The sequence below is a fragment of the Pseudarthrobacter sp. MDT1-56 genome (genome assembly GCF_059383555.1).
This window is the reverse complement of record NZ_JBWZCK010000024.1, coordinates 1-12733: the sequence shown is the minus strand read 5'-3', so window position 1 is coordinate 12733 and position 12733 is coordinate 1. Positions and strand designations below refer to the sequence as shown.

Here is a 12733-nt window from a genome sequence, read left to right as displayed (position 1 = left end):
CCAACGGGGTCGTCGTCTCCACCGACGGCGGAGTCACGTTCCGGCCCGCCGAGGCCTCCTGACCGCACGAGCACTGCAGGATCTGCGCCGAGACCTTCCGCCGACCGTTGCGGTGCGTAGAAAACCGGCCCGGGTGGACCGGGACCTCGGACCCTACCTGGCAGCCGACGCCACGCGAAGACTTGGAGTAACTACCCGAAGCGAAAGGCGCCGGTCATGATGTGGGGTTACGGACAAGGCATGGGATGGATGTGGCTCTGGATTCCTCTGCTACTCATTGGGATCGCGCTGCTGGTGTTGCTGGCGGTCAGAGTCTTTGGCGGCGGTGTCCGGAATGGATACGGGCCGGCGGGCCCCCCCGGGCAAGGCGGACCGCCGCCGGCCGGAGCGAGCAGGGCCCGCCAGATCCTCGACGAGCGCTTCGCGAGAGGAGAACTCACCGCGGACCAGTACCGCGAGCAACTCAAAGTGCTCGGTGAGGGCCCGTAGTGAAGCCCATCAGCCGCCGCCAGGCGCTGCTACTGGGCGGGTTCGGCCTCGCGGGGACAGCGGCCGGCGGTGCCGGGCTGATCTGGACCCTGACGTCGCGGACGGCTCCCGTTACGGGCGGCGACCTGACCCAGCCTCCGGAGGAACGGAGCAAAAACGGCCGGCTGCAGGTACGGCTCGAAGCTGCACCCGGACAGATACTGCTGGCGGGCCGGCGGGCCGCAGCCCTCGGCTACAACGACGGCGTCCCGGGCCCGACGCTTCGCTTACGCGCCGGCGACGTCCTGCAGATCGGGCTCGTCAACAAGCTGACCCAGACCACCAACCTGCACGTGCACGGCCTCCACGTTTCCCCGGAAGGGAACGGGGACAATGTCTTCGTCTCGGTGGAACCCGGCGGCACCTTCGATTACGAATACAAACTTCCCGAAAACCATCCGCCCGGCGTGTACTGGTATCACCCCCACCACCACGGCATGGTCGCCGATCAGATATTCGCCGGGCTCTTCGGAGCAATCATCGTCGAGGACCTTGACCCCATCGAGTCAAGTGCGGAACGGGTACTGGTCATTTCGGACATCACCCTGGACGGCCTGGGGAACATCCCGGACGTCCCGGTGATGGAACGAATGATGGGCCGGGAGGGTGAACTGATCCTGGTCAACGGTCAAAGCAACCCCCAATTCAGCGCCCGCCCAGGACAACGCGAACGATGGCGCATCATCAACACGTGCGTGTCCCGCTACCTCCGTCTCCGACTCGACGGACAGCAGCTGCAGCTCCTCGGCATGGACTCCGGCCGCTTCCCGGCACCCGAGACAGTTGAGGAACTTCTCCTTACACCCGGAAACCGAGCAGACCTCCTCGTGACCACCACGGCCGGGGACTCCGTGCTGCGCGCGCTCTACCAGAACCGGGGAAGCATGCCGGGAATGATGGGACCGGGATCCGGCGCACGCAACCCTCCAGACCAGCCGGGCGGCGCCGCACTGGCCACCCTCCGCGTATCCGGCGAACCGGTCGCAGCCCTGGCGGCCGTGCCCGCCCAGCGGGGGCTGGGAGACCTTCGGTCAGCCGCCGTCGCGGCACGCCGGCAGATCGTCCTGGCCGCCGGCATGGGCATGGGCATGCGCGGTGGCATGATGCGTTTCACCATCAACGGCAGGGAGTTCAACGAGGCCAGAACAGACACTACGGTAGCGGCCGGGAATGTGGAGGAATGGACGCTGACCAACACCAGCCCCATGGACCACCCCTTCCACCTGCACGTCTGGCCGATGCAAATAATCGAGGAAAACGGCCAAGGGACGGACACCGCAATCTGGCAGGACGTGGTGAACGTACCTGCAAACGGGCATGTAAAGGTCAGGGTGGCTTTTACGGACTTCCGCGGCCGCTCGGCCTACCACTGCCACATCCTGGACCACGAGGACCTCGGCATGATGGGTGCCATCGAAGTCCGGTAAGAGGTGTGGAGTGACTACCTAGGCACGTGCAGCGCCGTATTCAGTGTCGTCCGGGGCTATCCGGTCGGAGCCGGATGGCAACCCACCGGCCACACCGCCGGCAGCTACAGGAAGGCCCAGACCCAGGAAATGCAATTTCCAACGCTGCATCACTCTGCCGCAGCACGAGCCGGTGGTGGAGTTAGAGTCCACTATTCCTGAGAGCCTCCGTTAGCTGGTCAATCGTGGGCAGGCCGGCATAGCCATTGGGCGTCTTGTAGACACGGCAGGCCAAAGCGCCGGCGGATGCTCCATCCGGGAAGACGTCGGATCCGTTGACAGTGATCGTTGGTGAACCCGCAAATCCGGTGCCCTCAATGTCTGTCACGGACTTTAGAAGGCGCATGTGAACTTCGACATCGGTACGACCCAAGGCGGTCAGAGCTGCTTCAAGTCGCTCGTACGCTCTGACCGAATTGGGACACTCATCAATATGGAGCAGTTCTAGTCTCATGAATGTATTGTCCCGCCCGGGCTGCGTGATGCGGTAAGGACAGGCAGAGTTGCACTAGTCGCTTCGCTGCCGCAATGGCGCGTCGTCGTCCCTGCAAACGAAGGAATTCGAGAAGGAGTCGAACTGAGAAAAGGACCTGACCCGGGCCCCCTGAGTCCTCAAAGAGGACTCTCAGCCTCGTTCTTCTCCTAAATAGTTCTCGTTCGATACAGCTCTCTCAGAACGCTGAATCGATTTCCGGGAAGATATGTGGACATTGGCGCTATTTGGCGGCTTTTTGTGATCGCACGGTGTCTCGTGGTGAATCAGCCGGCCTTCACCAGCACCTGGAATATCTATCCATCTAGATGTGTTGATAAATACATGAGAACCCACGCCACAGCCCCGGAAGCGGGCATAACCCGGGACCCGCCCAGCCTGTCGCCATTCCCTGGCATCGACGAAGCCCGGAAGCTGGCGGCTCTCGCCCAGGCCCTCGGGGACCCTGTCAGGCTGCAGATACTCGCCACGCTGGAGTCAGTGTGCGTGCCAGTAAGCACCATTGTGGAAGCCACCGGCCTCCGGCAACCGGCAGTCTCCCACCACCTACGCGTCCTGCGTGACCGCGGGCTGGTCCGCGGGGAGCGACGGGGCACCTACATCTTTTACTGTCTGGCCACGGACGCGGTCGCACCGGCGATAGAAGCCCTTCGTCGTTTGTCGGCATCCGTCGGGAGTCCAGAATGATCGCGACCGTGGAGGTGTTTTGCCACACAGGATGCGGTAAATGCAGTGCCGTCCGCCGCTGGCTCGCCGGGCTGGGGCACCCAGTGCGGATGCACGACGTGACCCGCGACCCTGAAGCCGCCGAACGGCTGGCTGAACTCGGTTTCACGACCCTTCCGGTGCTACTGACCCCGGATGGGCGCGCAGCGGCCGGCAGCGACCCGCGCACCCTGGCAGACCAGCTGCCCATGTTGAAAACCGCCCGGCCGGATGATGAACCAGGAGATCCCCGATGACCGGAGTCGACCCCCGTGTAATGGACGACCAGCGCCGGCACTGGCGCACCACCTTCCAGTCCAACCCCGCCATGTACGGACCGGCCCCCAGCGGGCCGGCACTACACGCACTGGAACTCTGCGAAGGCGAGAGCGGCAGGGACGTTCTCGAACTCGGTGCTGGCCAGGGTCCAGACACCATGGCGTTTTTGCGTGCAGGGATGAACGTGACTGCGCTGGACTACGCACCCGAAGGCCTGGCCGAACTCTCCGACGCGGCCGCCTCACTCGGGGTGGCCGGGAAGCTGACCACCGCCGCCCACGACGTCCGCAACCCGCTGCCTCTGCCGGACGAATCCGTGGACGCCGTTTTCAGCCACATGCTCTTCAACATGGCCCTGACCACCGGCCAGCTCACCACCCTCGCCGCCGAGGTCCGCCGCGTACTTCGCCCCGGCGGCTGGAACATCTACACCGTCCGCCACACAGGAGATCCCCACGCAGGCACCGGCCTGGACCGAGGTGACAACATGCGCGAGCACGGAGGATTCATCGTCCACTTCTTCGACCAGGACCTCGTGAACCGCCTCGGCCAAGGATTCTCCGCGCCCGAGATCGTCACTTTCGAAGAAGGCGACCTGCCCCGCCGGCTGTGGGGCGTAACCCAGCGCAAAACGGTCCCCGCCAACGACGCCCCGGACCGCAGCCGAAGAAGTTCCCCCGAGAGCTGACACACCGGCCCCCATCGCGGAGAAAAATATGGGCAATCCGACGCCGTCATCGACCCCCCGCCTACCGGCTGGCCACGCTCAACGAACTCATCGTCTGCCCCGGATCAGGGGCCAGGTCATGCCGTTCCCCCCGCACTCCTGCATGAACAGGTATCAGAGCGGAAAACCCGGACCGGCCGCAACCCAATGTCGATCTAAAGAATAATCAGCAAGTCATGCTGTACGCGGCCCTGGCCGCAATGAATTGGTGAAAGCGAAAACCCGACGGAAGGACGAACGAGGATGAACACCCAGAATGGACTCCACAGCGCGGTACCCGGTCCGCCGTCGGCAGCCGCTCCCCTACACAACCGAATAGGCCGTTTCCGGGACCGCACACAACCGGAACATCAGATCAGAGGCGAGAGTGTGGACACTGCCCACACGAAAAAGGTACTAACAAGCCCCTGACCTGCGTAACTCGAACCGCGTTCCAGCCCTTGCAAACACTGGACTCCCGCCAAAACATACGGAATCCGGCCCAGTCCGGCACCAGTACGAGCCGGTCGGAAGCCCAGGGTCTGCACATTGTGCACACCCTCTTTTGCCCGCTTCGGCGCCCCGGCCCAGACTGCTTAAATGGCCGTCCGGGCGGGGCAGTTGTGTCTTGCGCGCGATTTCGCTCCGATATCGAGAGAAAAGCCGGGGCAGTCCCCTGGCCGGGACGGGCACCGCTTCAGCACAACACGACGGCCACCGCCCGTTCGGGCCCGTCGCTGAGGCCGTCGGCGTGCCCGCTCCGGCAGCATAGTGTCAAGCCCCGGGTTTAGTGGAGGGTTTGTTAGACCCGTTCCATCTGTTTGAGAGCGGGCAGATTTGAGTAGGAATTGCTTTCGGCTTCCGCAGATGGGATATATCCAATTTCCCCGTGGAGACGCCGGTGGTTGTACCAATCGATGTATTCCGCGACGGCGATTTCAAGGTCGTTGATGCCGGTCCAAGGACCTTTGTTCCGGATGAGCCTCGGCCTTGAAGAGTGAATTGAGCGCCTCGGCCATGGCGTTGTCGTAGCTATCTCCCTTGGCTCCCACGGAGGCGACTGCTTCGGATTCAGCCAGGCGTTCGGTGTAGCGGATGGCCCCATATTGCACGCCCCGATCGGAATGATGGATCAGCTGGGAGACGTCTCTCCCATCCCGTCCGCGGGTCCAGAGGCCCATCTCCAAGGCGTCCAGCGCCAAGGCCGTGTGCATGGTTGTGGAGAGCTGCCAGCCGACCACCCGGCGGGAGAAAACATCCAGAACAAAGGCCGCGTAAACCCAGCCGGAGAAAGTTCGAATGTATGTAATGTCTGCGACCCAGAGGCAGTTAGGAGCAGGTGCGCGGAATTGTCGACGAACCAAGTCCGCCGGCCGCTCCGACAAGGGCCCTGGCACGGTTTCGGGGTCCTTTGGCCCGGCGAACGCCGTGCAGGCCGGTTCGGCGCATCAGCCGCTCGACTGTGCACCGGGCCACCCGGTGTCCCTCTCGATTGAGGGCAGCATAGACCTTCCTGGCCCCGTAGACGCTGTAGTTCTCCCGGTGCACCCGAGCAAGCTTTTCCGTTGTCACGGCGTCCGAAATTGATCGTTTGGACTCAGGGCGTGCCTTGGCTGCGTAGTAGGTTGACGGGGCGATCGGCAGCTGTTTGCAGATCGGCTCGACCCCGTATTCTTCCTTGTGATTGTCAATATAGGAGATCATCGTCGGGAGTGGCGGTCGAGCTCCGCCGCAAAGAAAGCTGATGCTGATTTCAAGATCGCATTCGCCCTCCGCAACTCAACAACCTCGCGTTCAAGCTCTGCCAGACGGGTAGCGTCGTCGGTTGTAGTGCCAGGGCGCACGCCCTGGTCGATCTCGACGGTCCGCACCCAGCCGCGGATAGTGTCAGTAGGGATGCCCAGCTGCGCGCCGATTCTGGTGCAGGCTCCTCGCCGGCCACTGGGGTTCTTCTGCGCGTCCATTACAAGCCGGACCGCCCTCTGGCGAAGCTCGTCAGGATACTTTTTTGGTGCTGGCATGGTGCTCATCCATTCAAGGACTCAACACCCTCCATTAAACCCGGGGCAGTTCATAGGCATTGGGCTATGTCGCCCACTTACAGCGCAGGCTGAGTGCTTTCCACGAATCTGACGCTCCTCCGGGTCCGGCGTGTGCGCCCGGCGGAGGGAAATTGCGTGACGGGCGCGCAATCAACGAACTCGACGCTGGTGAGCAGACCGTCTGACGCGAGGAAGTGGGTCGGTGTCCGCCGTGGCGACGCGTCGCCTACCCAGCCGCGTGGCTCTCGAGCAACTCTTTGATCTCTTTGTCCATCGGCTTGTGCACGCGCGCCATTGTCTTCTTGATCCGGCCTGCCAGACGGGGACCGATCACCGGGATGCGCGCGATGCCCGGCGGCGCGATCTCGATCGTGAGGTGTGTCCCGGATCCCTCTGGCTGCATGCGCAGGACGTGGGTGCCCGACATCAGCTGCTTCATGATCCACCCCTCGGTGGTCTGCACGAGGAGCTCGTTCGGCACGGCTTCGACGTTGCGCGCCCTGAACTCGTAGTACAGCCCACCAATCAAGTGTCGGAATATCCGGTACGTGGTGCCGACCCAGTCCGGTGTCTTCTACACCATCTGAACGGTGCCGCCCATTAAGGAGGCATTGATGCGGTTGGTGTTCTCCATGTCCACCAAGAACGCGTACACGGTCTCCACCGGAGCGTCGATGTGCATCTCGGTTAGCACCTTGGTCTCCATGGAAATCTCCTATGTTCAACCCCAATGCTTCGACCGCACCGCCGAGAACCCCAGTGCCGAAAGCCCCTCTTCGACCCTCTGCGGCGGGACCGTCGCTCCTCCAGCGGATTTCCACCGGGAGTGATGCTTCTGTAGGCTCGATCACATCCACACGGGTGCCCCTGCAGGGGCTGAGATCGGGCTGAGGCAGTCTGCGACCGTTGAACCTGTCCGGGTCATGCCGGCGAAGGAAGTAGGAAACCACTGATGAGCTCCATGAATTCGCATTCGCTCGCGTACGCCCGCGACCCGGAACACGGCATTAGCGTCCCTGTCACGGAGATCGCCTTGGAGGACTCTCCGAACGGGGTGAAGAATCCACCGTTCACGGCGTACCGGACGGCCGGTCCCGGAAGCGATCCTGTGATCGGTCTGGAACCGTTCCGGTCCGGATGGATAGAATCCCGGAGCGACACCGAGCCCTACGGCGGCCGGGAACGGAACCTGCTCGACGACGGTAAGTCAGCCGTGCGCCGGGGAGCCGCTTCTGCTGAATGGAAAGGCGCGCAACCGGTGCCCCGCCGCGCCCTCGACGACAAGACCGTGACCCAGATGCACTACGCCCGCCAAGGCATCATCACACCCGAGATGCGGTTCGTGGCACTGCGGGAAAACTGCGACGTTGAACTTGTCCGCAGTGAAGTCGCAGCGGGCCGGGCCATCATCCCCAACAACATCAACCACCCCGAATCCGAGCCCATGATCATCGGCAAGTCCTTCCTGGTGAAGATCAATGCGAACATCGGCAACTCGGCTGTCACAAGCTCAATCGCCGAGGAAGTCGACAAACTGCAGTGGGCGGCCCAGTGGGGCGCCGACACCGTGATGGACCTCTCCACCGGGCATGACATTCACACCACGCGTGAATGGATCATCCGCAACTCTCCTGTCCCGATCGGGACAGTGCCGATCTACCAGGCGCTGGAGAAGGTTAACGGCGAGGCCAATGACCTGACCTGGGAGATCTACCGGGACACCGTGATCGAGCAGTGCGAGCAGGGCGTCGATTACATGACCGTCCATGCCGGCGTGCTGCTGCGCTACGTGCCGCTGACCGCAAACCGGATCACCGGCATAGTGTCCCGCGGCGGCTCCATCATGGCCGGCTGGTGCCTGGCCCACCACCGGGAGAACTTCCTCTACACCCACTTTGATGAACTGTGCGAGATCTTCGCCAAGTACGACGTTGCCTTCTCCCTCGGCGACGGCCTGCGGCCCGGCGCGACCGCGGATGCCAACGACGCCGCCCAGTTCGCCGAACTAGACACCCTCGCCGAACTGACCAAGCGCGCCTGGGGATACGACGTGCAGGTCATGGTCGAAGGCCCCGGGCACATCCCCTTCCACCTCGTCCGGGAAAACGTCGAACGCCAGCAGGAGCTCTGCGACGGCGCACCCTTCTACACCCTCGGCCCGTTGGTCACCGACATTGCGCCGGGCTATGACCACATCACCTCGGCCATCGGAGCCACCGAGATCGCCCGCTACGGCACCGCGATGCTCTGCTACGTCACGCCCAAGGAACACCTCGGGCTGCCGAACAAAGACGACGTCAAGACCGGCGTGATCACCTACAAGATCGCCGCCCACGCGGCGGATCTCGCCAAAGGCCACCCCGGAGCCCACGAACGCGACGATGCCCTGTCCAAGGCACGCTTCGAGTTCCGCTGGCGTGACCAGTTTGCCCTCTCCCTGGACCCGGCCACGGCCGAGTCCTTCCACGACGAGACCCTGCCCGCCGAACCGGCCAAGACCGCGCACTTCTGCTCCATGTGCGGACCCAAGTTCTGCTCCATGCGGCTCTCCCAGGACATCCGCGACCAGTTCGGAGACATGCCCGAACAGGAAGCCATCGCCGGAATGAACGCTAAATCCAACGAATACCGCAAATCCGGCGGGAAGGTCTACCTCCCCGAACCCGTCCTACCCCGCAGCTAGGGGCCGGTCCGGCCCTGGCCGGCCCTCCGGGGCCGGCCAGGGCCCGAAAGGCCGGCCCCGGACTACGAGACCTGCTCAACAGGGCCGTTGAAACCACCGCCTCCCGCCAGTTTAGAAGGTGGCAACTATGTCAAAGTCAAGGCCGGATGCCGTGGCTAAATGAATCGGCTGTAATGCTTTGCCGTCGTTAAAATTGACGGTTCCGCGTGGTCCTGCATAGGAGGCCTGCGCCGTGTTTGGGCTGATGCGGTCGGCCTTCGTGCTGCGCGTACGGGCTGCAGCGTCTGCCAGGAACCGGATGCCCTCATAGCAGGATTCGGCCATGTTGTTCAGGGGCGGCGCAGAGGATCCGTGCAGCCGGGTCTAGGCGGAGACCAGGTCCATTGACTCGGTCGTCCGCAGTGACCTGAAGTATGAGGCTGATACGTTGAGATTTTCTGTTGCTCCGGCACCGCTGGCTAGCAGCATGGTCTCTTCCATGAGAGGGCTGTAACGTGCAATTCGGTTTGAGAGGCCTCGCCGGGCAAATTCGCGGTTGAAGTCAACGGCGTGTTGACCGACCAGTAGCATCAGGACTCCGTCACAGTCGCTGCGCTCCGCAAGGTCCACCTTATGGCGGATGCGGCCCCCGCCATAAGGTACGAAATGCTCCCCAACGATCGTGACGCCAAGATCCTGACTCTGGCTGCGGATTGCCGCGCAGGAAAGGCGTGGCCACACGTAATCGTCTCCGACGACGTGCCAGCGCCGAAGCCCGGCCTGATCGCGAAGCCATTTCAATGCCGGCGCAATCTGAGTAGAAGGGGTTTCGCCAAGACAGACCACACCGGTCCTGTTTTCTCCGCCTTCGTAGAGGGAGGTGTAGACGTAGGGAAGTTTTCCTGCTGTCTCGTGAGCGATGGCTAGACGGACAGAGGAAATGTGCCACCCGGTTACGGCATCGATGCGTTGCTCGCGGACGAGGTCCCGGATCCTGGCTCCGACAGCCGCCGGACTGGCACCGCCGTCCACAAGCTCAACGGTGACGGGCCGTCCACCGACTCCTGAGGTTGCATTCAGCTCGGCTACGGGTCAGGCCGAAAGCCCGATATATCCGACCCGCACGTTGCCTGCACCGGACTTGGCATTTCGGACCATGCTGTCATGGACGGCCCCGGGGCCGTTCCTGAGATCATCAACGAGATCAAGGGCACTGCCGATTACTTTGGGTTCGATAACGCGGGCCAGGTTGTGAGCAGGTTATCCCAGGTCCATGCTGGCACGCACGTGCCGGGCTGCGAGGAAGCCATCGAGGGAATTTTTGTAGCCGGGCCTTGATCTGTGACGCTCGCTCTCGTCGTAGGCCACCGGTGTCACGTTGACGGCGGGCTCACGTGAGGCTGGTGGCCTTTGAGCAGTTGCCTGAGCCTCACCCGCAACAAAAAGCATTACCGACCATAGGAGATGAAATGCCAAGTTTAGATCGCAAGAGCCTTGATTCGCCCGAGGAGACCCGCCCCTTCGGAGGTGGTACGTGCCAGCTCCAACTTGTTAACCTGCAAGCGGGCGCCGTTGGCCGCGCCACATTCCTGCCTGGATGGCGCTGGTCCGAACATGTAAAACCGATCGCAAAAACGGAGAGCTGCCAGGCAGCCCACATAGGCTACTTCGTTTCCGGCCGGATGAAGGTCGTTATGAACGACGGTGAAGAAATGGATTATGGGCCTGGCGACTTCGCCACCATGGCCCTGGACATGACGCATGGGTAGTGGGAGACGAACCTTGCGTGGTGATCGACTGGCAGGGGTTCGCCGACTACGCCAAACCATGAGCTAAGGCCCAAACGTTAGTATCCAGAAGGGCGCCCCGACCGCGGCTGGGGTGCCCAAGCGCCACTGTTGGTTAATTGGTAGTAATTCTCGCAGACGCCCTTCCCCTCCCTCTCTGACGAGATGGGTTTGTTTTTTGCTGCTGGCAAGGCCGGAACGCCTCCTGGTTTCGGTCATGCCTGATGTCCCTTTTACTAGCAGAAGGAGCAGTCGATGACCAGTCCTCGACGGCCCGGCGATGACCTGCCAAGGGATGCCGCCGAACCACCTCTTGAGCGGCCAGCTGTCGGCGGGGTGTTCTATACATCCGGCCGCTGGTCAGTAAGGCAAGGCCATTGACAGGCATCCGCTCGGGCGTTCGAGGAGTCGGGCGTAAAAGATGTCGATCCTCCGATTCGCGGGCTCCTGCAGCGTCCCCGGCTACTTCGGGATCTCAGTCAGCCTCGGAACTATCTCAGTTACGCCGTGTGGGAGAGCCGGGAAGCGATCGACGAGTTCAGGGCGCGGACGGATTTCCCGGCCATGATCGCGCGGATGAAGGAACATTTGGATGACATGCAGATCTCCACACTGGAGCTCGTTTTGGGACAGGGACTGACGGAGATGGGGCTGGATTCCTAACTACTGCGGCCAGGTGTCACCCTCTCCCGGGTCAGGTGGTCGTCAGGTCACTTCGGCTCTTCCGCAGCTCAAAACGGTGATTGGCTGTCGTTTCGGATGAAGGCATGGACGGAGCGATTGGGTCCTCAGCTATTTCCCTTAGCCATACGGTTAATCTGCGCTTCAATCCCACCGGCGTCGCGCACAATTTCCGTATAGATCCGCCCCGAGCGGAATCTGCCGTCTTTGACCCGAAAGATGTTGACCCCCACGAACTCCAGGAGCGTGCCATCCCGGCGTGTTCCCTGCATGCTCCACTCCATCCAAACATCATCGCCGTCCGCCACAGTCCGGGATATGTTGGCAGCGAGATCAGGCAGGTCGCTAAGAAGCATGCTGAAATTTCGACGGACGGAGTCCTGCCCCCGCACGGATTCCCCGCGGCGTGCCGGCGCTTCATCAACATAGGCGGCGTCAAAGCAATCCACGGCCGCTTCCAGGTCATGCGCCGACAGGGATGTAACCCAGCGCTGCGCCACCGCCTCCGGATCGCTACTCATGCACCCAATCGTGGAGGTTCACGGACAAGTTGGCAACATAACGCGCGCCTTTTCCACAGGGCCGAGCCGCCCGAATATCGGGAACCTGGCCGAAGGAGGCAACACTGTCCCCCCAAGCCATCGAGGCGAGGTGACCGCGAAGCCGGTACAGTGCGAGCGCGGTTGCGGCCCCGTTGGTTAACGTGGCGGAAGTCCCGGCCGACCCGGACCTCTTTGGCGAACGTCCCGGCCCTGCCACCCCTCAGCTCCCCGACGTCTGCCGGCGAGGAGCAGGCGCTGACGGAAGGGTCAGGCGATCGGCGGACGCTCAGTCGTTGAGACTGCTGGTAGTGACTTCGAATTCTTCCACTTCAAGGATCTGCGTTTTTTGCGCATCGCTGGTCTCTGTTCGGATTCTGTTTGCCGCCTCTCGGCTCGCACTCATAGCTTCCTCGGTATCCCATAGCGTAATGGAGAGAGCCTTGTCAGTTTCCTTCCCGTTTAAGTAATAGATTCCCCGGCATCCGGGGATTTCAAGCACCCTCTTGACGATGTCTTCCGAAGGCGCGTCTGCGGTGGTCTCGGGGCCGGTTTTATAGGTGCTGACTCTAGCGAACATCGATTTTCCTCCAATACTCCCTGGCTGGAACCCGCTTACCGATTCAATCTGCAACATATGGAGGGGACCTGTGTGGCCGGAACACATGCTGCCCGCGACAAGCTCTACCGGATGGTTCGGTTCCTCCCACCAGTAAGAACCCGACAGCGCATAAGCACAAGGGTGAGGTGTGTCAAGGATGTGAGACAGCCGGTTAGTTTCTTTTTGGGTTAGGCGGCCGCAGGTAGCGGCTGGTTTTTGGTCTTGAAGTTGGCCATTGCTGTTG

The 12733-nt window shown here is 62.3% G+C and carries 12 protein-coding genes, 1 pseudogene, 1 riboswitch and 1 other annotated feature; of the genes and pseudogenes, 8 read left to right on the top strand and 5 right to left on the bottom strand.

Annotated elements, in window-relative coordinates; all coding sequences use genetic code 11:
- Positions 1 to 216: 216 nt before the first annotated feature.
- The 5 genes from AC50YC_RS19505 to AC50YC_RS19485 all read left to right on the top strand — a co-directional run bounded on the left by AC50YC_RS19505 (position 217) and on the right by AC50YC_RS19485 (position 4159).
- Positions 217 to 489 carry an SHOCT domain-containing protein gene (locus AC50YC_RS19505; RefSeq protein ID WP_494954925.1) on the top strand — a complete coding sequence of 91 codons (273 nt, stop codon included), beginning with the start codon at positions 217 to 219 and terminating at the stop codon, positions 487 to 489.
- Complete coding sequence (locus AC50YC_RS19500) at positions 489 to 1955, top strand: multicopper oxidase family protein (RefSeq protein WP_494954924.1); 1467 nt, start codon at positions 489 to 491, stop codon at positions 1953 to 1955. Before AC50YC_RS19505 ends, AC50YC_RS19500 begins: the two co-directional genes overlap by 1 nt.
- A gap of 856 nt (positions 1956 to 2811) precedes the next feature.
- Complete coding sequence (locus tag AC50YC_RS19495; protein WP_494954923.1) at positions 2812 to 3174, top strand: ArsR/SmtB family transcription factor; 363 nt, start codon at positions 2812 to 2814, stop codon at positions 3172 to 3174.
- The gene (locus AC50YC_RS19490; RefSeq protein ID WP_494954922.1) at positions 3171 to 3449 is read left to right on the top strand and encodes a glutaredoxin family protein; all 279 of its coding nucleotides are present in this window, start codon (positions 3171 to 3173) and stop codon (positions 3447 to 3449) included. Before AC50YC_RS19495 ends, AC50YC_RS19490 begins: the two co-directional genes overlap by 4 nt.
- Positions 3446 to 4159, top strand: coding sequence for a class I SAM-dependent methyltransferase (locus AC50YC_RS19485; protein WP_494954921.1), 714 nt, complete (start codon positions 3446 to 3448; stop codon positions 4157 to 4159). Before AC50YC_RS19490 ends, AC50YC_RS19485 begins: the two co-directional genes overlap by 4 nt.
- Before the next feature lie 820 nt (positions 4160 to 4979).
- Here AC50YC_RS19485 and AC50YC_RS19480 read toward each other — a convergent pair.
- Positions 4980 to 6198, bottom strand: a pseudogene (locus AC50YC_RS19480) (IS3 family transposase).
- Positions 5807 to 5920 (bottom strand) — a sequence feature (AL1L pseudoknot). Its footprint overlaps the pseudogene before it by 114 nt.
- 247 nt (positions 6199 to 6445) lie before the next feature.
- A complete protein-coding gene (locus AC50YC_RS19475) occupies positions 6446 to 6748 on the bottom strand; it encodes an SRPBCC family protein (protein WP_494954920.1) in 303 nt (100 codons plus the stop codon).
- A 318-nt stretch (positions 6749 to 7066) separates the two neighbouring features.
- Positions 7067 to 7174: riboswitch (TPP riboswitch) on the top strand.
- Between AC50YC_RS19475 and thiC the strand changes: the two genes are divergently transcribed.
- Positions 7172 to 8902, top strand: a complete 1731-nt coding sequence (thiC, locus tag AC50YC_RS19470) for a phosphomethylpyrimidine synthase ThiC (RefSeq protein WP_494954919.1) — start codon at positions 7172 to 7174, stop codon at positions 8900 to 8902. (Overlaps the previous riboswitch by 3 nt.)
- A 363-nt stretch (positions 8903 to 9265) precedes the next feature.
- Here the strand turns inward: thiC and AC50YC_RS19465 are convergent, their stop codons facing one another.
- The gene (locus AC50YC_RS19465; RefSeq protein WP_494954926.1) at positions 9266 to 9961 is read right to left on the bottom strand and encodes an ABC transporter substrate-binding protein; all 696 of its coding nucleotides are present in this window, start codon (positions 9959 to 9961) and stop codon (positions 9266 to 9268) included.
- Positions 9962 to 10284: 323 nt separating this feature from the next.
- Here AC50YC_RS19465 and AC50YC_RS19460 point away from each other — a divergent pair, with 323 nt between their 5' ends.
- Together AC50YC_RS19460 and AC50YC_RS19455 are read left to right on the top strand one after the other, a co-directional pair.
- Positions 10285 to 10650: a cupin domain-containing protein gene (locus tag AC50YC_RS19460; protein ID WP_494954918.1), complete on the top strand. Its 366-nt coding sequence runs from the start codon at positions 10285 to 10287 to the stop codon at positions 10648 to 10650.
- Between the two features lie 525 nt (positions 10651 to 11175).
- A complete protein-coding gene (locus AC50YC_RS19455) occupies positions 11176 to 11331 on the top strand; it encodes a hypothetical protein (protein WP_494954917.1) in 156 nt (51 codons plus the stop codon).
- A 125-nt stretch (positions 11332 to 11456) separates the two neighbouring features.
- On the opposite strand, the gene AC50YC_RS19450 is transcribed toward AC50YC_RS19455, so the two are convergent.
- Complete coding sequence (locus AC50YC_RS19450) at positions 11457 to 11870, bottom strand: nuclear transport factor 2 family protein (protein ID WP_494954916.1); 414 nt, start codon at positions 11868 to 11870, stop codon at positions 11457 to 11459.
- A 307-nt stretch (positions 11871 to 12177) separates the two neighbouring features.
- The coding region (locus AC50YC_RS19445) for a hypothetical protein (protein WP_494954915.1) at positions 12178 to 12733 on the bottom strand (556 nt) is incomplete at its 5' end.